Here is a 20,380-nt window from a genome sequence, read left to right on the forward strand (position 1 = left end):
CTATATCCTTGAACCGGCTGATGCAAACCAGCGCTGATGCCACGAGCAGAACATAGCCACAATCCAAAGCTTCTCGGAATATCCGACACGTCCTGCAAGGTGCGCACGCCAGGCGTCGTCGATCATGAGCCAGTTAAGTGTTTCTCCCGTATTACGTCGTCCGTAGTAGAAAAGTTCTTCCATCCAATCGCGCAGCCCAGCTGTCATCCATTTTCCAACTGGAACAGAAAAGCCTTGCTTAGGTAGGTCTACGAGCTCGCGCGGTACATAACGGAACAACAGACTCCGCAGAATAAGCTTTGACGCTCGATTGCTTGCTTTCATTGCGGGAGGAAGGCGCCATGCCATCTCAACCACGCGATGATCAAGTAGCGGACTTCGTGCTTCCAGCGATGCCGCCATCGTGGCGCGATCGACTTTTGTCAGCAGATCGCCGGGGAGATAGTGCAGTGTTTCCCAGAATTGCATCGATTCCGAGGGTTCTAAGTCTAGTGCCAGAGGTGCGGAGAAGGGATCGGACGGGGATGATTTGTAGCCAGTGATGAGATCTGGCGGCGACCAAAAAGAAAGGTATGCCTTGGCACGTTCGACGTCGCTATCAAGTCGCATAGCGCGTATCACCTTAGCAATTTTTGACGCGACGAAGCGGGGCCGGCGCCGTGACGGCATGAGCCCAACAGCAGCCTCCCATGCAGACGCTGGTACAGCGCTAATGGTATCTGCTAAGACAGAGCGCATTGGCCGGGGCATTGAGCACAGCGCTCCAACCAAACCATGCTGGTTTCGATAACGCGGATACCCGCCGAAGGATTCGTCCCCACCATCCCCTGTGAGCGCCACAGTTACCTGATTGCGCGTTAGCTTGGCGAGAAGGTACGTGGGGATCTGCGACGCGTCGGCAAAAGGCTCGTCAAAAATATCCGGGAGTTGAGGCACTACTTGCTGCGCATCGATGTCAGTGACGTACAGTTCGGTATGGTCAGTCCCAAGGTGGCGTGCGACGGCTCTTGCCACAGGCGCTTCATCGAACGCCGCCTCTCGGAAGCCGATCGAGAAGGTTCGCACTTTTTTAAAATTGGCTTCTTGCATGAGAGACACAACCAGGCCCGAATCAACGCCACCGGACAGAAAGCCACCAATAGGTACGTCGGCAAGCATGCGCCTTTGCGTTGCGTCTCGCAGCAGATAAAGCAGCGATTCCTCAGCCTCCGCTTCTTGGTAGATCCGATTGGATTTGCCATGTTTGACCACCTCCGCGAGCGACCAGTAGCGCTGGGTTTGAGCCAATTCACCTAACTTGAACTGAATGATTGTGCCGTGCATTACCTTCTCGACATCCTTGAAAATGCACAGGTGATCCGCTATATAGGAGTATCGAAAATACTCTGACAGTGCTTGATTGTTGATTTCCGCTTTGAAACCTGGAAAATGCCTTAAAGCCTTTAATTCAGAGGCAAAGGCAATGCCTCCATGCTCGTGATGAAAGACATACAAAGGCTTCTTGCCTAGACGATCCCTGGCAACGGTGAGCCGCTTTTCAAGACGGTCCCAGACCGCAAAAGCGAACATGCCAAGCAATCGTTCGCAGGTCTTGAATACGCCCCAGTGGGCAATCGCTTCCACCAAGACTTCCGTATCGCTGGCCGAGCGAAACCGACACCCAACGGCTTCCAAGTCCTGCCGCAGGTCTAGATGATTATAAATTTCTCCGTTAAACACGACCACAAAACGGCCGTCCGCAGCAGCCATTGGTTGGTGTCCACCTGGCGACAAATCGACAATCGAAAGCCGACGGTGAGCGAGGCCGATTCCGTGATCTGCGTCGAACCAAGCTCCTTTATCGTCTGGACCCCGGTGGCGAATCGCATCTCCCATGGCCCCAAGCACTGTCGGAATCGCTCCATTACCCCAGCGAGTCGCCCCTGTCAGAAATCCTGCAATTCCGCACATGGCTCTAATCCTGCACTTTCGGCGCGAAGATAAAAGCTCCAGGATTAGGGGAAATTCCGAGCTGAGTGTAAAGATCGCCGATCCGGCGAAACACCACCTCGGGTGAGAACTCCTGTTTTGCGCGCCGGGCACCAACCCCCCCCATGGTTAGTTGACGCTGCGGATCTGAGAGGAGAGATACTAGAGAATCGGCCAATGCCGAAGGAGAGCCGGGTGGAATCAACACACCGGCGTCCGGGCCCAAAGCCTCGGCAATTCCTCCGACGTCCGTCGCAATGACGGGGATCCCGTTTGCCATCGCCTCAAGCATTCCGAGCGGTAAACCCTCGAAATACGAGGGCAGTACAAAAATTGTGGCGGTGGCTAGCAATGAGTCTTTGTCAGGACCGTCTACCCATCCCGGGAAGTCGAAGTTTTGCGCAATACCGCGCTCTTGCACCAATGATATTAAGGAGCCGATCTCGCCGTCGCCGGCGCAGATAAACCTCGTTCGAGGATATCTTTTCACTACAGTAGTCGCAGCATCCACGAGATCATAAATCCCTTTCTCTCGCCAGAGTCGGCCGAGGAATAGGATGTTTTCACTATTTGAACAGCGGGGTGTCTTTAACGCGACCACGGGATTAGGAATTACGACGAACCGGGCCGTTGGTTCGATTCTTCCAATCTGATTTGCCCAACCGGGCGTCAGTACGACAACGCAATCCATTCGCCGTAGGACAAATCTAATAGCCCATTGAACAGTCGGTCCACATTTCTCCCAATAGAAATCGGGAAAAGAACCGTCGTGCAGATGTAGTATGGTAGGCTTACCAGCTAGACGTGCTATAAGAAGGAATGTTGACTTCCGCCAGAAACTGCCTCTAGCTGCTGTGTGTGCGTGCACGGCAACGACGCGGCCGGTCAATAGTAAACCTAGGTAGCGAAACAATGCATACAGGGCGATAAGCAGCTTGCTGGCTACCGATTTTTGATGATGAGTCGCCAGAAAGTGGATCGGCCATCGCTCAAATAGTCCACCTGCTACGTACGACCGAATGACCGTAGTTATCCCTCCTGGCGAGGATAGGTCTGTGCCAAGCATTACGATCACTTTGCCCTTTTCAAAATGTTCAGCCATCTAGAAGTCTGAGTAATTTGGGACATCATTAGGTCGGTTGATTCGAATTACCCTAGCAGGCACTCCTACCGCGACAGCATAAGGTGGGATATCCATCAATACGACAGCGTTTGCGCCTATCGAAGCAAAGGCGCCGACCTCGATGGGGCCTAACACTTTCGCGCCTGTGCCAATTAGTGCTCCTTTTCGGATCACCGGGGCTCCCTCCCGGCCGCCACGGCCACCAACGGTCACGCCAGTAGAAATGATTGCCCCTTCTTCGATAATCGCGTCCTTGTGGATAACAGTGCCTAGCCCTTGGTAGCTAATAATCACTCCGCGTCCCAATTTGACGGAGGGCGGAAGAACCACGCCAAAGGCAAGTCGGCTAAAAACTTTGATAAGCCAGGGTACCAGTGGTACGCGTTTACGCCAGAGATAATGGGAACATGAGTGAAGATAATTAATCATATTATGACTCGATGTTCGATAGCGGATTTCCAATCATGTGAAGCACGAACGGTGCATCAGTCTCATCAACCCTTACTCTTTCGAATAGTCCGTGCGTACACCTCCACGGTTGCTCGCGCAATGCCTTGCCAGCCGAGGCGCGCGTCGCGGACATTAGAGACTAACTCCTGATATCTTGGGTTATCAGTTATTAAGAATTGGATTGCGTTTGCAAGTGCGTTGGAGTCACGGGGTGCTACTAGTATCCCTGTTGAATTATGAACTATCATTTCCGAAATGGATCCGACATTGGTTGCAACCACAGGCTTACCGAAACCCATTGCCATTGCGGCGACGCCGCTCTGGGTGGCGTCGATGTAGGGCATTACAATCACCTGTGCGCGTGTGAATAGTTCGTGAACCCGCGCCCTCGGCACATACTCCTCGTATAACTCGAAACAGTCATTTTCTAGAATAGTTTCACGATTTGGTTCTAGGTCGCTTCCGCGCCCTGCGATTATTCCTTTAACAGCGTAACCGTCGGCTCTCAATCTAATTACCGCGTCAACAAAATAGCGCAGCCCCTTATACTCATTGATCCGACCGAAAAACAGCAACGTTCCCATTTCCGGCGGGTTGTTCGGCAACTCGAAAGGCCCGAGGGGACCATGCGGAACGATCGAAATCCGGTTCTGGAGCAATGGAAAATTGACTCCGAGTTGAGCGCGTAGGCTTGCTCCGTGAGTTATCGCTGAGGTGCACCACCGCCTGAGTAGTCGCTGGTAAATGCCTCGGCGACTATTATGATAATCCATTGCGTCATCCCCGGAATGGGGTACTGGATCATGGACAGTCAGAACAAAGTTGTACCGGCTACGGAGGAATGAGATTGCTAAAACGAGATAGTCTTTGGGATCCTCATGTGAATGGAGTACGTCGGGTTCAAAATGTTTAACACCGCGCGCGATAGCGAATGCGATGGCTAGCATCCCCCACGGGGACCTTCGGTGGGGTAATACGATAATCTCAAGCCTAGGGATTCGCAGGAACTGATCGAACTCCTCCTCCAATTCCGCCCGAATGTTTGGCTCGCTTAAAATGAGTTGCACATCGTGGTCCTGTGCCAAGGCTGCTGCTAGGCGGCAGGAATATTCTGCAAAGTGCAGCGCAATGAGGCTAATTCGCATGGCTAGATATTGAATTCACGCCCCGTTCGATTTGTGACATTGGGTGGCAACTGACTTGGCCATTGATCGGGGTTGCGCATAGCTAGAAGAAGCGCCTTTAACTCGTTGCGCCGCCCCTTGATGAGTGCCTTGAAGCTTTCCCATGCCATCTGCAGGTAAGTAGCGGGAAGTAGCCTCGGATAATGCTTGCGCATAAACCGGATGCGGCTCCGAGATAGATAGTGCAGAGATAGTAATGACTGATTGCCAGTGGATCGACCAACTTTGTGATATACGATGCTATCCGGCGCATACGCAAGTTTAAAGCAAGCGGATCCCCGACGGGCCCAATCTAGTTCCTCGAAATACAAGAAATAATCTTCGTCCATAAGCCCAACTTTGCGAAGGAACGTCGATGAAACCAGCATGGAAGCACCGATCACATAAGCCGATTCATGTTCAACTTCCGCGATAGCCTTTGCATCCAGTATGCGCCATTCGGAAAACAGCCCGATTGGGCTTGCTTTCGCTAGCCATCGATTGAACCGCGCGCCACCATATGCTTGAACCGTTTTCGGTTGATCATAAAGCAGCAAAGTCGATCCAATGATGCCGGCCATTGGATGCTCGAAGCTTCGCTGCAGCAGCGCCGAGAGGGCTTTAGGATCGATGACAGTGTCGTTGTTTAATAACCAAGCGTAGTCGTAGTCTCCCTGATTTAGAATATGGCGCAGCACGATATTATTACCGCCAGCAAAGCCCAGGTTGCCACCAGCATGGATCAGCACGAGTGGCCCATCGGCGATAGCCCCATTCTCGACCTGTCTTCGATCGCATTCGATGACTGTTACGGGTTTCTGTACCGTGGGCAGGGTTAGTGGAGTGAGCGGGGTAAGTGTGGCGACTGGGACGGGCTGCGAACCTGCCGCCCATTCTTTGATGCGGTCTGGCGAGCCATCGCCGGAATCGTTGTCAACTACGAAAACGCGAAAGCCAGGATAGTCAAGATTAAATATACTTTCCAAGCACTCGATCGTGTCCCGCCATCCTTTCCAGTTTACCAATATGATTGCGACTTTCAATTCGTTTGCTCCGTGTCCACACGAAAGAGATGCCCCATCACTGCGATAATTCCGGCCATGAGCGCAAAGAACGACACACCCAGCGATGTTAGCCATTCAGGTTGCGTGATACTTGTAACGACCGGCACGAGAAACGCGGTGAGGCACGCAATGAGGAGCCCCTTGTTCGGCTCACTTAACAATTCTCGATGCAATAAGATGCGGCATCTACGAACCACTGCGAAGACGAGCCATCCGGCAGCAAGAGGGCCGACAAGCCCGAGTTTTAACCAAAGACCCAAATACCCATTGTGGATATATCGCACTTGGTGCCAATCAACGCCAGGATCGGTACGCGGCTTGTAGGCGGTGCCGAAGCCAATACCGAAAATCGGACTGGAGGCGATTTTATTCAGTGCGAAGCCGTTTTCCTCCAGTCGTTCGCCGAGCGAGGATCGTTCCTCTCCTTCGCCAAACGTGCTGGTGAACCGCTCGAACGAGGCACCGACAACTTGGGGCTTGAAAATCGCCAGGCTGCCAAGCGCCATTACGCTCCCTATGCAAACAAATATCAAAACTTTGTTCAGCGCTCTTGCCCCGCCCAAGTAGATAGCAATTCCACAGAGGCCGATGCCACAGGTTAGCCAAATTCCTCGACCGAATGTGGCAATGATGCCTGCCGCCAGCAACACAAGTAAAGGAAACGCAACGATGGGCCGCAGTGTTTTCGTCAGTATGCGAGTGGTAAGGAAATAGAGCGCGAAAATAATGAGGTAGATTGCCCCGCCCGCCGTGCTTCGCGTAACGTCTTCGTATTTCGTTCCGGCCGTCCTAAGATCCTCCATCCGCCCATGCTCGAGCAGATGAACGCCAAGTATAAATTGCGCAATTACCATGCAGGCGAGCGTAACTCCGATAATGGCAAGGCCCCACGCTATGCGATTCAAGTCCCTCGGTTTCGCGACAAGAAAGAGTGGTAAAAAAAAGACCAGCCAGTAGATCTGTACGCGCGCTTCATTGAGCACCTCTCGTGGAGAGGTATGGTATACGAAATACCCGACCATCGAACACGGAATGATGGCGAGCAAAAAGACAACCACGGGCAAAGCAAGGGGTTTACCGTCCTTTAGTGAATCATTGCCATTGGCAAGGGCTTTCAAACATGCAAGTACAACCAACATCGTTAGCGCGAGGTCAGTGCCTAGAATTTTTCCTGGGCCTAGGTTAATTTGGGGCAGAATCCACGACGGAATCATGCCGGAAAGCAAAATGATCAGCCCAAGCAGGCCAAGGAACGGCCAAGCGAGGGCTACTGCTGCTAGCAGCGGGAGGACCAGACCGATGGAGACCATCCACCAAGGTAGGACGGCCGCCGCGATGCCCAGAGATCCTCCCACTACCACAGTTGTGGCGATAATCCACAGGCCAGCACTCGAGTGATGTGCGAAAGTGTTGGCGCCGGACGTGGTCATTTGAGACTTTGTTCGGGTAGCTCTAACGCCTGAAACATTCTGTCGAAATTGTCGTAAACCAAACCCTTTAGACGTTCAATCTCCATGGCGCCGGGCTGTGCCGCGAGTTGTTGTCCGAGGAGTTCGCAAAGCGCCTGCGCAAGGTTTTCGTACTCTGCAAGTCGATAACTGCTCGATCTGCCCCAGGTTTTGAGAAATTCAGCAAGCTTCAGGACTTGGCTGGGACAAAGGCCGACCACTGGTTTGTCGTAACTGATTGCAGTGATGGCGCCATGGAGGCTGGTACCGCAATACACTGAAGCATTGCCAATTATCGCCATAACATCAAAAATGTTTTCGCACGTAACATACTGCGCATACTCGCCCAACCTTTTTCGAGTAGATAATCGCTCTACCAGAACCTGGTCGCTATGCGCTGCGGCCTTCCCGATATCGAAGAATATGCATCGGATTCCGAAGGTCTTGGACACGGCTGAGATTTGACTTTCTATGATGTCCTCATGTCCGGCGGCGGCCTCGGCGGCTGACTGGAAACAAACATACGGCCTGTGGTGATCGAGAGCCAGCTTTACGGCCCCCGATACGTGCGACTCAAGCTCTGAAAGGGGGTACATATCGGATATGATCATCGCGCAGTCTGGCGATAGAAAAACTTCTCGGTCCAAGTGGCGCTGTAGGATGGACTTTGTTTTGTTATCTCTGACCGACAGATACGAGACCTTGGCAAGGCGGCGAAATGACTCATTTCGCACGAAAGTATCAACCTTGCTCAGATGAGAGCCGCCAACAGCGTTGTAGGCAACTTTTTGACTTGGAAAATCGTCGTCCGAAATCACAAAAGGCAAGAGGGATGGAAAATCGAATAGCCTTGCATATAAATGCGCGAATGGCTTGTCTCCAATCAGTCGCCTCGCTACCCGTTCGACTCGCCCGAGAAAATCGTTCGGAAGCAGCGAGGCAATAAAACCACCCCAAGTGGCGGACAGGACTTCGCCTCCGGCCACTATCAAGACTCCAGGACGCCCGGCATCCGCCAAGGTACGCGCATCGAGTCTTAGGTCGCGTGCCGAACGTGTCTGAACACCCCCATAGGTGCGGAGATCCGAACGGGTAGGTGCGTAGAAACGTAAATCTCCAGCAAAGCCGCGCTGCTTAAGATAGAAGTTAATGACCAACGGAAAGAGGATGTCTCCGTAGTTGAGGCGGTCGTACGCGCCGTAGAGACTGATCGTTGAACTCATCGCTATATGTGCCCGTGAAATCAATAGAATACCAATGTTCTTGGAAGGCCGTCAATTAGATAATGCGATGTTTAAAACGATCAAAAGGGCCGCTAAACTGAGAATCAGGACGTTGGTCGAGCTCATTCCGGTTGGAATCCGTCGCGCGATTAGAGTTATGTAATAGGCAAGGGCCACGAATCCCATCGCCGAGGCAACTGCGAATGCCATGCCGCGAGGCCCAAAGGTTGGAACCGTTAAGAGTGCGATGACGATCAATATCGCCAGCGCGGAAACGTTCGTGACTACGCGAATATACTGATGACCATGTGCCGTCAAATTGATTCCGAAGCCGGCCGCTAAATAGCGTAGTACGAGAGCAAGAGCGAACCATGGCAGGAGCGTAGTCATTTCAGAATATTCGGTTCCGAAGAGCACTGCAGTAATACCGCCACTTGCCCACGCAAGAATGATGCCCATTCCGGCGCCGAGTGAAAGGACTTTAAAGTTTAGTTCTGTAACTGTTTTCTTGATATTATCGCCCGACGATGCTCGTTCTGAGATATAGGGCATATATACGTTGCTAAGAACCGGCGCAAATGTGGTCGCCCCTTGCATCAGTTTTAGTCCCGCTTGATATAGCCCCACTGCACTTGGTCCAGCCAGATGACTCAACAAAAGTATGTCAAAGGTTGAGTTAAGTGTAACGAGTGCCATATCCGCTGCATAGGCGAAACCGTTGCGCAATGTGGCGCGAATCCGAGGCATAGCTAGATTTAAGGTTGAGATTCGAATTGGGAGATATTTGTCAATCCATCGCCAGGTGATGATCAGAGAAAAGATTCTTGTGATGAGAAAACCGGTTGCAACTGCGGGCAATGTCTCCAGAGCCAGCGTGAATGCGATAACGCCTCCAAAATTTAGCAGCGCGGTCACAAGTGTTAATTTGGCTTCTTCTTGGAAACGGCCGAGTGCTCTCAGGGAATAATTTAAGTATTCGGAAAACGATTCCGCCATTGCCATGCCGTATAGCAACCAGAAAAGTTGCTGGTCGGGTATCCAATTATAAGCCGCTGTCGCCATTCCAATGCTAAGTACAGCGGCGAGAATTAACTTTGCGACAAGGGTATCGCCCAAGATTATTGAAAGATGGTCTTTGGATTTTCCCGCTTCCCGCAAAATATACAGTCCAAATCCGTAGTTGACTGGCATGAGTGCAAGAGTGCAAAATGCCAGCCAATATGCTAATGTTCCGAAATCTGCGACGCCTAGTGTTCGTGCTAGGATAAGGAAGAGAACTAACCCGGATCCCAACCGCAAAAGTGTTGAAAACGTCATCCATCCGATCTTGGCTAACATTTTCTTTGCGTTCTTATCTTCGCTATCGCCACTTGGATCAGAGGCTGCATTTTGTCGTTTTGATGACGTTGACTTGTTGAAGTTTTGCAATTTCCGAATGAGAGCGCATTCGAGCCCATTCAACCAACGAGAAATTCTACGGATTGCGGTTCTCCGTCGCTCCAATGACTTGCGGTTGAGCGTCGACGGAAATATGTATCGCCAATTCTCGAATAAACGCGGATTGCCTTTCAAATGCAGATTTGGCGTCCGCGTCGATGTTGGAAACTCGAACAAGCATGCCGTCAGGAATGAAACCTCGCGTGCTGTACGACAGCTGAGCCAGCTTTTGCTCAGTTCCACTAACCGCGAGGCGGTCGCCAACAGTCGTCCAATATGTTATTGGTTCTACTCTATCAGCCAATTTGGCGACCAGCCTTCGTACCCGTAGATTCTTTGAATGGAGCGCGACTTCGTCGCGTTGCTCCGAAAGGATTTGAAAACCCTGAGCGGGATAACACACCTCGGGTCTATGCGCGCGCGTACCATCCGATTGATCGCCGCCATATGCGACAGAAAGCATTATTCGCTCTCCCCGCTTGTTAACGTAGGTGCGGCTTAGGGTCTGGTTGTAGATCTTGTCGAGTACTGCCGCAGTGTCCGGGGACACAAGCTGTACCGGCATCCGGTCATCCAAGGTCCAGGTTCCAAAGGATTTGGGAAACAGGCTCTCGAGATTTATAGGCGGCCGGGTATCGGCCAAAGGCAAGATCGGCCGCCACGCCGCCGCGACTGCAACTGCCACCATGGCTAATAAAAGAACGACGACCGCTCTGAAGCGCATCGCCTTCAAACCGCCACCTTGTTATGCGCCGGCAAGGCCAGACCCAGCACTTTGTCCAACACCAGCATCAGCAACAACGCCACCATGAACAAGACCATGCCGGCGAAGCCATGCACAAACCCTTGCCCGGCTTCATCGCCGAAGTGGTAAGTCACCAGTACAAGGATCATCACCCGCACGATGTTGGCGGCGAAGGCCGTGGGGATCAGCAGTACCGCAAGGACTATGTTGCGTAACGGATTGGTGTACTTCATAAGGTACATATAAAGGATGCCCAGGGCCTCGAGTGTGAACATGCTGTTCAAGCCGGCACAGGCATCCGCCACCAGCAGTTGGTAGGGGCCCACGGTCATGACGACGCCGGTACGGCCCACGGGATAGCCCAGTGTGTAGAGCAAGCTCGCGGCAACAGCAGAGACCGCAGATTTCAGTGGGGCTGTCACGGCAGCCACGAGCGCCTCTGGCAAGGGGACCATGAAAAACATGAAGAACAATGGGAACCAAGCTGCCCGCAATGCGCGCGTCCCCTTGAAGATCAGCAGCATCGCGACCAGCAGCACGATCTGTGCGCTGATCTCGAACATGATGATGTCCTGCGATCGGCCGAGCGCATAGAACGCCAAACCAGACACCAGCAGCGGCCATCCCAGCCAGGGGATCGGGTCGCTGGGCGCGGCTGCAATATCGTGGCGCTTGATGAACAACAGCCACAGGCTGACGGCCAGGATGATCGGGCCGTGGCCTTGTTCGTCAGTCGACCAGACGGTCTTGGCCAGATCGATGTAGGCCGGGACATATAGCAGCAGCAACCCCGCGCTCAGCAGCGCGAAGACTACCCAGTCGAATCCTACGGGCAGTAATGGCTGTCGGTTCGGGGGCGCGTTGACGTGGGCGGGATGCATGGCCATTTAAAAATCTGGGCACGGGCTCAATTTGTGCGGTGGAATCAAAACTCATTCATCACGACGCCCGCCGTCTTCGCGCTGGCATTCGCGAGCACCTGGACCAGTTCCTGGACCTCGAGCATGCGTGCGACGTTCTTCCGCGCAACGACTACTGCAAGCCCGCACCGCGAAGCGATTACCGGTGCATCCGCCCCATAGCTCGACGCAGGGGTATCGACGATCACCTGATCGAAGCGATTAGTCAGTTCGGCGAGCAGTCCATCGAACCAGGTTCCTTCGATCAGTTCCAGGGGATTCGGTGGCTGGATGCCTACAGGCAGCACGAAAAGATTTGGAACCCCGTCCACCTTCTTGATCGCACCGATGCCCGCCTTGCCTGGCTGCCCCGGTCTGCGCCTGGTCAGCAGGCCTGAAAGTCCGTGGTCGTTGTCGACTGCAAAGACTTCGTGCATCCGCGGGCCGCGCAAGTCGCAGTCCACAACCAGTGTTCGCTTGCCCAGTTGCGCAAATGTCACCGCCAGATTGGCGCACAGGTAAGTCTTGCCGTCACCCGGTGACGCACTGACGACGGCAATCGCCCGGCGCTGGCGCAGATCGGCCTGGCCGTCGACCTGGATGCGTTGCAGGATCTGGCTGCGCATCGCACGGATGGCTTCGGCCTTCTGGCCGAATGGTTCGTTAAGTGCAACGAGTTCCGGGCTGAGCCTGCGGCGCTCTTCGCTGGCGTAGGGGTAGCTGAACTGCTCGCTCAGCGCCAGCAGCACGTCGTCGTTGGTGGCATATCCGAGTGCGATCGCTGCCTCGCCAAAGCGCACGCCATGGTCGCGCTGGTGCGCGAGGATCTGCTCCACCTGGTCGGCAGTCAGGTTGCGCGTGTCCTTGATGATTTCGCCGATGCTGCGCACGTCGGCGGTTGCGGTGTTGGCTGAGGGGGACATGACGCTGTTCGGCTCTCGTGTGATGCGCTTGCGTGCTGGATTTCTGCTTCAAGCAGGGCTGCGCGTGCCGAACTTCAGTGACATCAGGCGGCGGCCGCTGATAACACGCTGCTCCTGGTCTTGCTGTTGCGCTATTGCTGCCTTCGACTTCTTGCCGCGCAGCTTCTTCGTCGCGCCGGGCAACACGCCGATCAGCGGCAGGCCGAGGGTGTCGACCACGTCTCGGCTGCTGCGCACACGGCGGTCGGTCAGTTCCATCATCAATGCCGAGCCGACCGCCAGCAGGCTGCCGAGGAAGACGGCAAGGGCGGTATTCAGCAGGATCTTTGGTGACGACGGCTGGCTGGGTGGAGCAGCAGCACTGAGGATGTTGACGTTGCTCTGTTGCGTCTGGCTCTCGAGACTGGTCTGGTTGAGCCGCTGGTTGATCGCTTCGAATGCGCGCTGGGCATTCTCGGCATCGCGCACCAGCACGCTGGCTTCGTCGCGCACCGCTTTCATCTTCAGCACGGTGCTGCGCTGCGCGTTGTAGGCGGCCTGCACATCGGCGAGGCGGCGGCTGCTGACGTTGGCGTTCAGGCCGACGCCGCCGGCCACGCGCCGGCTTTCCTGCTCGATGCGGTTGCGCAGCGACTCGGTGCTGGCCTTGGCTTCGATCACCGCCGGATGGTTGACGCCTAGGCGTGCGTTGAGCTCATGCAGCTTGGCCTCGGCGCGGCTGAGGTCGGCCTTCAATCCGGAAACCAGCGGGTTGTTGATCACCTCCTGGATCTGCGTGCCGCTCTCGCCGCTGGCCTGGGCGCTGCGGCTGCGGGTTTCGGACGCCAAGGCCTGTAGCGCGACCAGTTGCGAGCTCAGTTCATTGAGCCGCTGGTTCTCGACGTCGAAGCGCTCGTCAGTGGCGATCAGGCCGTTTTCCTTCTGGTACTCACTGAGCTTGGCCTGTGCGCGTTCGAGGGCCTCGCGGGCCTCCTTGGCACGGGTATCGAAGAAGTTGTTGTACTGGCGCGCCGGGTCGACTCGGAGCTCAAGTACCGTTTCGACATAGGCCTGGACGAAGGCATTGGCCAGGCCGGCGGCGAAGCGTGGGTCGGGAGCAGAGTAGGCGACGGTGATGACGCTGGATTCGCGCGACGGCTTGACATCAAGCTGCCGCTGGAAGTTGCTGGCCAGCCACTGCTCGAGGCTGCCTTCACCGTTGGTTGCTTCGAGCCACTGACTGCGAACTTCCGGGTTCTCGGTCAGCTTCAGGTTCTTCACCACCTTCAACGCCACCCGGTCGCTGCCGATGATGTCGACTTGCGTGGCCATCAGCGCGGTGGGCGGCATGCCGGCGTACAGCGATGCCGACAACGGGTCGGGTTTGAAATCGACCACCACCGATGCGCTTGCGGTGTACTTCTTCGGCAGCAGCAGGCTGACGCCGAGTGCGGTGCCGACGGTCAGCACCAGCACCGCGAGCATCGCCCACCAGCGGGCTTTCAGGATCGACAGGAATTGGCCGAAGGTCATGTCAGGGGCATGCCGGTGGGAGGGGGTGGGGTGCGATGGGGGGTTGGGGCGAGTCTGAATCGGGGCTGAAGCCCCTCCCACAGTGTTCGTCGAACGGTTGGTGTGGCATGGCAGGGTTGCTCAGAACAGGCTCTCCTGCACGTGGATCACGTCGCCGTTGTGCAGCGGGTCGTTCAACTTCGGCTGGATCACGGTGATGCGGCCGTCGGCGTCGCGGCGGTGCACCTTGACGCCGCGCTCGGTGCCGCGCTGGGTCAGGCCGCCGCCGGTGGCCAGGCCTTGCATCACGGTCATGTTGCGTTCGAGACGGGCGGCGCCGGGGCGCTGCACCTCGCCGTAGATGTAGAACATCGGCGCGCGGTCGACGTAGATCGTGTCGCCATTGACGACGCGCAGATCCTCGCCCTGGCTGGTGCTGCTGAAGAGCGACTGCACGTCGATCTCGGTGCGCGTGGTGCCGTTGGCGCCTTGTCTGACGAGCGTGACGATGTCGGATCCGTTCGGGTTGACGCCACCGGCAAGCGCCAGCAGGTCGCTGATGCGCATGCCGGCCAGCTCGAGCGGGAAGCGCCCGGGGCGATTCACCTGGCCGAGCACATTGGCCTGGTTGCCGCGCACCTGCATCACCAGCACGCTGACCTGCGGCTGCTTGACGAAGCCGCCATTGCGCAGGCCGTTGGCGATCAGCGCCTCGGCTTGCGACACGCTGCGCCCGCCGAGGGGCAGGCTGCCGAGCAGCGGGAACGAGATGACGCCGGCTTCCGAGATGCGGGCCTCGATGTTCAGGTCGGGGTTCTGGTACACCGAGATGCGCACGACGTCGCCACCGCCCAGGGTGTATTCGGCGGCCGGTGCGGCAGCAGTGCTTGCGCTGGCCCGGGTGGCCGGCTGGGCATTGACTGCGAATGGCATGATCGCGAGGCCGGCCGACATCACGGCGACGAGGGTGCTGGCACGCAGGTGGCGGCCAGCGGATGCTGCGGTGATCATTTGAGTTTCAAACCCTTGGCGATGTCGGACGACGTCATGCCGGTGCCAGCCGCCGGAGCGGTTGTGGTGGTGGAAGCCTGCGGGGTGGTGGGGGCTGGCGGGTTGACTGGAGCAACTTCCGTACCGTTGGCGGCCATCGCCTCGAACTTGCCCTTGTAGGCAATCTTCGCGTCGGCGCGCATCGCCTTCAGATCGTCTTGCACGAGCTTGCGCTTTGCATCGGCGACGAGGAATTGCTCGATCGCCGGCCGGGCGCGCTCGATGTCTACCGGCTCAGAGCGCGAGGCATTCATCACGATCACCTGCACCCCGGTTTTGACCGGGATCAGCATCGCCTGGCCATCCTTCATCTTCGACACCTGTTCGAGGATGGCGAGCGGGATCTGCTCTGCCGGGCGCGTGACCTGGTTGCCGGCAAAACGCAGGCCGCTGGTGCGCAGGTAGTCGATGAAATCGGGAACCGTGGCCGCGGCTTGCAGCTTGGTGCGCAGGGTCGGCACATGTTCGGGCATTGCTTCGATGCCAATCTCTTGCAAGGTGTAGACGCGGCGCTCCTTGAACAGTGCCGGGTTGTCTGCGTAGTAGCGGTTGATCTGTTCGGGCGTCGGCTTCGGCGCTGCGGCGCCGGCCCGGTCGACATAGGCCTTGGCGAGAACCTGCCGGCGCGCCGCCTCCAGCATCTGCACGGTCTGCGGGTCACGATCGAGCTTCAGGTCCTCGGCCTTCTGCACCGCGAGTTCCTGCTCGATCAGGCCTTCGAGCGCAGCCTTGCTGGCTTCGTCGAGCTGCTCGGGCCTGAGGCCAGGCTGCTGTTGCAACACGAAATTGATCTGGTGGACGGTGATCTCGGATTTGTTGACCCGGGCTGCGGTCTGCGTCGCAGTGGGTTTGTCGGCGCTCTTGTTGCCGCAGGCGGTCAGCAGCAGCGGCGCGGCCAGGGCCATCGCGGCCAACGAAATCGAGCTGGGAGGGAAGTGACGGGTGGGCATCTGCAGACGCTCCTGGACTGGCGGGGTTTGACTGGTGGCTCGGCGCATGTGCGCCGTGCAGCAGGGGAGGGTTCTGGATGGCAGCTGCGCGAACTTGCGCAAGACATCGAGAGGGGGCCGGCGGCCGTGCGCTGGGCCGCGCCGCTCGGCCGCCGGAGCGGCAGTGAGCCGCTATCCGGATGCGTACGCCGAGATTGGCGAGTGCTGGGGCTGGATGCGATCGGTATCGCTCGTGCGCTGCCGTTTGGCGGCGAGGCGGCTCGGGCGTTTGCGGAGGAAGACCGCCAATCCTGTCAGGCCGGCGAGCATCATCCCCAAGGTGGTGGGCTCGGGTACCGGCGTCGCGATGAACTCGGCAATCTTGATCGCACCGAGGTAGAAGCTTTCGGGGCGGGTGTTCGCCAGGCTGAACGTGAACGAATTGCCGATCAGCAGCAGCGATGTGTCGAACGGGTAGCCGCCGAGCAGGCTGAACTTGTAGTCGACCTTCGGCGCGCCGTTGATTGACAGGCCGAAAGAGTCGCCGGCAAGTCTGCTGATCCCATGGTTGCCGTCGAAGAAGTGAAAGCCGAGCACGCGCACTGTCTTTTCGAACGAGAGCGTCAGCGTGTCGCCGGCGTTGATTTCGTCGTTGCCATAGAAGGTGGGCGGCGTCGTGACGGTCTTGTACGAGCCGTATTTGGTATTGCCGAGGTACTCGGGCTTCTGGTATTTGGTCTTGCTCGACTTCCACACCCACGACGTCGAGCTGGTGCCGGCTTTGTAGCCCTGGACGCCCAAGCCGCCGTATTTGGGGTAGAGATCCTGCCGAACGATTGCAGTCGTGCCACCTGCGGTGGTCGATCCCGTGGCAGTAACTGCGCCGCCGAGCAAGGTGTTGAACCTGAGCGTCTGGCCGCAGATGTCGGCATCCGCGCACAGATCCGTCCCGCCGATGACGGAGCCAATCGAGGTCGGCTGGCCGTCGGCATACAGCGAGTTCTTGCCGCCGCTCGGTCCGTAGAAACGCAGTTGCTCCCAGGTCTGGGTGCCGTTGGTCCCGAGGCCAGGCAGCGCCGCCGCTGCAACCCATGTGCATGCGGTGAGCAACAAACCGGCTATGGCGAACTTCGACCGCATGGTGGACCTGTTTTCAGCGTGTGACGGAGTGTAAGGACGCGATCTCCGTTACAGGACCACCTATTCAAGGGGGTCGTCCACAAGGGGCAACAGGTCAGGGCCTGGTTCGTGAAGAAGTACCGCACCCGCGAGATGTCCCCTCCAATTGGCTTGTCTCCAGCGGCAAAAAGTGGGATGAACGCCGACCCGCTTTCGGTGCCGTGTATGCGTCCGGGCAAGTCATCTTGACGACTTGGCGGTGAGCGCATAGTTGCGTCAGTCGCCTGTCATCAGCCACATCCTGATCGCTCGATTGGCCGAGTTGACGTCGAAGCCAGTCGGATCGAACGGCCCGCCCCACCAGCGCCACATGGCGTCGTGCTCTTCGTGCGATGGGTCGCGAATGGCCCAACTCCGCATAGCCGGGGATTCCTCCGACGTCTTCTGGCGGACAGGCGTTTGCTCCTGCGAGGCACATCGGTCCGAGGTACAGATCCTCGGTCGCGACCATGACCATCTGCACCTTCACGTCGTGTTCCCAGCTGTCGCCGAAGTCGTATTCGTAGATGAAGCTCTTGACGGTGGTGCCGATCACCTGGTCGAGAGTGAACTCTCCGTCAGGCAAGGTTGGCAACTCGGCGGCGAATTCGTCGTCGGGCTCGCCATATACCCGACCGTCCACGGTGAACTGGTGCAGGTGACTGTTGGTCCAGCCCATGGCAGTCTGGATGACCCGGTCGAGGTCCGCCAGGGTCATGTTGCCCGGAATGACGATCTGGCAGATCTGGCGCCACACGGTCGGCTCGCTTTCGACGAGCGTGACCAGGAGCTGATAGGCGTATTTGGCCTTGCGTCGTTTGGGGGCAGCAGTCTTGCGCGATGGCATCCGCAAAGCGTAGCAGCCTAACGGCGGTACTTCAGTCTGCAGGCTGCCAGCAGTGCGGCAACAATTCCTCGATTCGACTGGCGGGCTGCGTCGGCAGCCGCTCGAGCACGTCCTGCAGGTAGGCACGCGGATCGTGCCCGTTGATCCTGGCCGAGTGCACCAGACTCATGACCGCCGCGCCGCGCTTGCCGGCGCGCAGGCTGCCGGCAAACAGCCAGTTGGCTCTTCCAAGCGCAATCGGGCGAATCTGGTTCTCGACCCAGTTGTTCGAGATCGGCAGGTCGCCGTCGCCGATGTACCGCGTCAGCGCCGCCCAGCGCTTGAGGCTGTAGTCGATGGCCTTGGCGGTGGCCGATCCATCCGGAACCTGCAGGCGCTGCCGGATCAACCATCGGTGCAGCGCCGCGGCAACGCGGCGTGATTTGCGCTGCCGGATTCGTCGTCGCTCCTCGGCCGTGCACTCGGCAATGTCGTCTTCGATCCGGAACAGCAACTGGAAGTACCTCAGTGCCTGCTCGCCCACCTTGCTCTTGTGGTTGGCCCACAGCTCATGGAATTTACGTCGCGCGTGAGCGACGCATCCGGCTTCGGTGACGCCGCGCTCGAAGGTGGCCCGGTAGCCCGAGAAGCCGTCGGTGACGAGCGTGCCCTTCCATGGCTTGTCTCCCTCCAGCCCCAGGAAGTCGCGCACGTTCTCGCCGCTGCGCGTTTCGGCGAAGTTGAAGACCACCGCCTTCGTCGCGTTTAAGCGGGTCGTGCAGTAGGTCCAGATGTAGGCCTTGTGGGTCTTCTTGTTGCCCGGCTTGAGCATCGCCACCGGCGTTTCGTCGGCGTGCAGCACATCGTGGCGCAGCAGCTCGGCCGACAGCGCGTCCACCAGCGGTTGCAACTGCGCGCCGCATTCACCGACCCACTGCGCCAGCGTCGAGCGCGCGATCGCCATGCCCGCGCGCTCGAAGATGTGCTCCTGCCGGTACAAGGGCAGGTGATCCAGAAACTTCGCCACCAGCACCTGGGCCAGCAGCCCGGCGGTGGGGATGCCCTTGTCGATGATGTGCGGCGCCACCGGAGCCTGCACCAGCTTCTGGCAACTCGCGCAGGCCCACTTGCCGCGCACATGGCGTTCGACGGTAAAGACGCCCGGCGCGTAGTCCAGCTTCTCACTGACATCCTCGCCGATGCGCTTCATCTGGCAGCCGCAGCCGCACACCGTGCTGTCGGGCTCGTGGCGCAGTTCGCGGCGCGGCAGGTGCGCAGGCAGCGCTTCCCGCTTGGGCTGCCGCTTGTCCTTCTTGTCCTTGCCTTTGCCGTCGTCGCTGGCCCGATCGATCTCCTTGCAGGCCTCGGCAATGTCGGTGTCCAGCGTCTCTTCCAGGAGGCTCTTCTGCTCCGCGTTCAGACCGGCACAGAACTTCTCACTGCTCGCGGCGAACTTCAACCGCTTCAGCGCCGCAAGCTCGTGCGTAAGCTTGTCGATCTGCGCCTGCTTGAACGCCACCTCGCGCTGGCGCCGCTCGAGCAGTTCGTCCTTGGCCGCCGCTTCGGACATCATCGCCAGCAGCGCCTGGCGCAGCTGCTGCGGATCGAGGGAGTCGAGTTGCTGTGGGGCGATCACAGGCCGTGATCGTGCCGCATCGATGCGCTGTTGCACATCGGCAGAAGCGACTATTGCGCCGCTCTACAGAACCCGAATGATTCCGGCCTCGCCCACGCGCTGCCACGGCAGGCCAAGCACCAGCGCATCGAACTGCGCTCGACTGAGCGAGGCCGTCGCCGCCGCATCCTTCGGCCAGACGAACTTGCCGCTGTTCAGGCGCCGAGCGGCCAGCCATACACCGATGCCATCGTGCACGAGCACCTTCATCCGATTGGCACGGCGATTGGCGAACAGGTAGGCGTGGTGCGGGCGGGCCTCGCCGAACACCGTGACCACCCTTGCCAACGCGGCTTCCGTGCCGGAGCGCATGTCCAGCGGCTCCACGGCCAGCCACAACGAGTCGACACGGATCACCGCAGCAACTCGCGCATCCAGCTTGCACACTCGGCGGCCGCGGCGATCGGCCAAGTCACGATGATCGTCGTCGCGCCGCGGCGGAGTTCGATGCGCAGATCGGGCAGCGGTTGCGGGCTGCTGGGCAAGGCCACGGGAATGAACGCTGGCGCTTGGCTCACCGCAGCGACCGGCGACTCGCTTCGCTCAGCCAGCCGGCGCCACTTGTGGACCAGGTTGGTGTTCAGGCCGTTGTTCATCGCAACCTGCGCCACCGAGGCGCCCGGCTGGCGACACTCCTGCAACACTCTTTGCTTCAACTCGCGATCGTGGCGACGCCGAACCGCGATCCCTGTCTTGGCCTCTTCCATGGGGTCCACCTACCTCCTTGGTGGACACCATCGTCTCCGACGTCGCCGGACGACTCAAGATGACTTTGCCGGACGGATACGGTGCCGTGGGCGTGTCCTTG

The 20,380-nt window shown here is 57.9% G+C and carries 18 protein-coding genes; all 18 read right to left on the minus strand.

Going from position 1 to position 20,380, the window contains the following annotated elements:
* Positions 1-1,950, minus strand: coding sequence for an asparagine synthase (glutamine-hydrolyzing) (gene asnB, locus ACNH6H_RS23990; protein ID WP_418320789.1), 1,950 nt, complete (start codon positions 1,948-1,950; stop codon positions 1-3).
* Positions 1,951-1,954: 4 nt separating this feature from the next.
* Positions 1,955-3,070, minus strand: a complete 1,116-nt coding sequence (locus tag ACNH6H_RS23995) for a glycosyltransferase family 4 protein (RefSeq protein WP_418320790.1) — start codon at positions 3,068-3,070, stop codon at positions 1,955-1,957.
* A 515-nt stretch (positions 3,071-3,585) separates the two neighbouring features.
* On the minus strand, positions 3,586-4,686 hold the full coding sequence (locus ACNH6H_RS24000; protein ID WP_418320791.1) for a glycosyltransferase family 4 protein: 1,101 nt from the start codon (positions 4,684-4,686) through the stop codon (positions 3,586-3,588).
* Between the two features lie 2 nt (positions 4,687-4,688).
* Positions 4,689-5,747, minus strand: a complete 1,059-nt coding sequence (locus ACNH6H_RS24005; RefSeq protein WP_418320792.1) for a glycosyltransferase family 2 protein — start codon at positions 5,745-5,747, stop codon at positions 4,689-4,691.
* Complete coding sequence (locus ACNH6H_RS24010; RefSeq protein ID WP_418320793.1) at positions 5,744-7,198, minus strand: O-antigen ligase family protein; 1,455 nt, start codon at positions 7,196-7,198, stop codon at positions 5,744-5,746. Before ACNH6H_RS24010 ends, ACNH6H_RS24005 begins: the two co-directional genes overlap by 4 nt.
* Positions 7,195-8,439 (minus strand): polysaccharide pyruvyl transferase family protein, encoded by a 1,245-nt coding sequence (locus tag ACNH6H_RS24015; RefSeq protein WP_418320794.1) that lies wholly within the window; start codon positions 8,437-8,439, stop codon positions 7,195-7,197. Before ACNH6H_RS24015 ends, ACNH6H_RS24010 begins: the two co-directional genes overlap by 4 nt.
* A gap of 51 nt (positions 8,440-8,490) precedes the next feature.
* Positions 8,491-9,867, minus strand: coding sequence for an oligosaccharide flippase family protein (locus tag ACNH6H_RS24020; protein WP_418320795.1), 1,377 nt, complete (start codon positions 9,865-9,867; stop codon positions 8,491-8,493).
* Positions 9,868-9,913: 46 nt separating this feature from the next.
* Positions 9,914-10,600, minus strand: a complete 687-nt coding sequence (epsI, locus tag ACNH6H_RS24025) for an exosortase-associated protein EpsI, B-type (RefSeq protein WP_418321475.1) — start codon at positions 10,598-10,600, stop codon at positions 9,914-9,916.
* Positions 10,601-10,605: 5 nt separating this feature from the next.
* Positions 10,606-11,508, minus strand: a complete 903-nt coding sequence (gene xrtB / locus ACNH6H_RS24030) for an exosortase B (protein WP_418320796.1) — start codon at positions 11,506-11,508, stop codon at positions 10,606-10,608.
* A 38-nt stretch (positions 11,509-11,546) separates the two neighbouring features.
* Positions 11,547-12,443, minus strand: coding sequence for a polysaccharide biosynthesis tyrosine autokinase (locus ACNH6H_RS24035; protein ID WP_418320797.1), 897 nt, complete (start codon positions 12,441-12,443; stop codon positions 11,547-11,549).
* 48 nt (positions 12,444-12,491) lie between these two features.
* Complete coding sequence (gene epsF / locus ACNH6H_RS24040) at positions 12,492-13,955, minus strand: chain length determinant protein EpsF (protein WP_418320798.1); 1,464 nt, start codon at positions 13,953-13,955, stop codon at positions 12,492-12,494.
* Positions 13,956-14,075: 120 nt separating this feature from the next.
* The gene (gene epsE, locus ACNH6H_RS24045; protein WP_418320799.1) at positions 14,076-14,945 is read right to left on the minus strand and encodes a polysaccharide export protein EpsE; all 870 of its coding nucleotides are present in this window, start codon (positions 14,943-14,945) and stop codon (positions 14,076-14,078) included.
* Positions 14,942-15,934 carry an EpsD family peptidyl-prolyl cis-trans isomerase gene (locus ACNH6H_RS24050; RefSeq protein ID WP_418320800.1) on the minus strand — a complete coding sequence of 331 codons (993 nt, stop codon included), beginning with the start codon at positions 15,932-15,934 and terminating at the stop codon, positions 14,942-14,944. Before ACNH6H_RS24050 ends, epsE begins: the two co-directional genes overlap by 4 nt.
* A gap of 171 nt (positions 15,935-16,105) precedes the next feature.
* Complete coding sequence (locus ACNH6H_RS24055; protein WP_418320801.1) at positions 16,106-17,053, minus strand: PEP-CTERM sorting domain-containing protein; 948 nt, start codon at positions 17,051-17,053, stop codon at positions 16,106-16,108.
* 94 nt (positions 17,054-17,147) lie between these two features.
* Positions 17,148-17,918 carry a plasmid pRiA4b ORF-3 family protein gene (locus ACNH6H_RS24060; protein ID WP_418320802.1) on the minus strand — a complete coding sequence of 257 codons (771 nt, stop codon included), beginning with the start codon at positions 17,916-17,918 and terminating at the stop codon, positions 17,148-17,150.
* A gap of 31 nt (positions 17,919-17,949) precedes the next feature.
* On the minus strand, positions 17,950-19,533 hold the full coding sequence (gene tnpC / locus ACNH6H_RS24065; RefSeq protein ID WP_418319047.1) for an IS66 family transposase: 1,584 nt from the start codon (positions 19,531-19,533) through the stop codon (positions 17,950-17,952).
* 63 nt (positions 19,534-19,596) lie between these two features.
* A complete protein-coding gene (gene tnpB, locus ACNH6H_RS24070; RefSeq protein ID WP_418319048.1) occupies positions 19,597-19,929 on the minus strand; it encodes an IS66 family insertion sequence element accessory protein TnpB in 333 nt (110 codons plus the stop codon).
* The gene (gene tnpA, locus ACNH6H_RS24075) at positions 19,926-20,279 is read right to left on the minus strand and encodes an IS66-like element accessory protein TnpA (protein ID WP_418319049.1); all 354 of its coding nucleotides are present in this window, start codon (positions 20,277-20,279) and stop codon (positions 19,926-19,928) included. Before tnpA ends, tnpB begins: the two co-directional genes overlap by 4 nt.
* Positions 20,280-20,380 lie beyond the last annotated feature (101 nt).

Origin of the sequence: Pseudideonella sakaiensis (assembly GCF_048320135.1) — a bacterium.
Taxonomy (GTDB): domain Bacteria; phylum Pseudomonadota; class Gammaproteobacteria; order Burkholderiales; family Burkholderiaceae_C; genus Ideonella_A; species Ideonella_A sakaiensis_A.

Excerpts from the sequence above, each read along its gene's own strand:
- tnpA (WP_418319049.1), bottom strand. The coding sequence starts at position 20,279 with ATGGAAGAGGCCAAGACAGGGATCGCGGTTCGGCGTCGCCACGATCGC.
- ACNH6H_RS24060 (WP_418320802.1), bottom strand. The coding sequence starts at position 17,918 with ATGCCATCGCGCAAGACTGCTGCCCCCAAACGACGCAAGGCCAAATAC.
- epsF (WP_418320798.1), bottom strand. The coding sequence starts at position 13,955 with ATGACCTTCGGCCAATTCCTGTCGATCCTGAAAGCCCGCTGGTGGGCG.
- ACNH6H_RS24050 (WP_418320800.1), bottom strand. The coding sequence starts at position 15,934 with ATGCCCACCCGTCACTTCCCTCCCAGCTCGATTTCGTTGGCCGCGATG.
- ACNH6H_RS23995 (WP_418320790.1), bottom strand. The coding sequence starts at position 3,070 with ATGGCTGAACATTTTGAAAAGGGCAAAGTGATCGTAATGCTTGGCACA.
- ACNH6H_RS24010 (WP_418320793.1), bottom strand. The coding sequence starts at position 7,198 with ATGACCACGTCCGGCGCCAACACTTTCGCACATCACTCGAGTGCTGGC.
- ACNH6H_RS24055 (WP_418320801.1), bottom strand. The coding sequence starts at position 17,053 with ATGCGGTCGAAGTTCGCCATAGCCGGTTTGTTGCTCACCGCATGCACA.
- epsE (WP_418320799.1), bottom strand. The coding sequence starts at position 14,945 with ATGATCACCGCAGCATCCGCTGGCCGCCACCTGCGTGCCAGCACCCTC.
- ACNH6H_RS24035 (WP_418320797.1), bottom strand. The coding sequence starts at position 12,443 with ATGTCCCCCTCAGCCAACACCGCAACCGCCGACGTGCGCAGCATCGGC.
- epsI (WP_418321475.1), bottom strand. The coding sequence starts at position 10,600 with ATGCGCTTCAGAGCGGTCGTCGTTCTTTTATTAGCCATGGTGGCAGTT.
- xrtB (WP_418320796.1), bottom strand. The coding sequence starts at position 11,508 with ATGGCCATGCATCCCGCCCACGTCAACGCGCCCCCGAACCGACAGCCA.
- asnB (WP_418320789.1), bottom strand. The coding sequence starts at position 1,950 with ATGTGCGGAATTGCAGGATTTCTGACAGGGGCGACTCGCTGGGGTAAT.
- ACNH6H_RS24015 (WP_418320794.1), bottom strand. The coding sequence starts at position 8,439 with ATGAGTTCAACGATCAGTCTCTACGGCGCGTACGACCGCCTCAACTAC.
- ACNH6H_RS24000 (WP_418320791.1), bottom strand. The coding sequence starts at position 4,686 with ATGCGAATTAGCCTCATTGCGCTGCACTTTGCAGAATATTCCTGCCGC.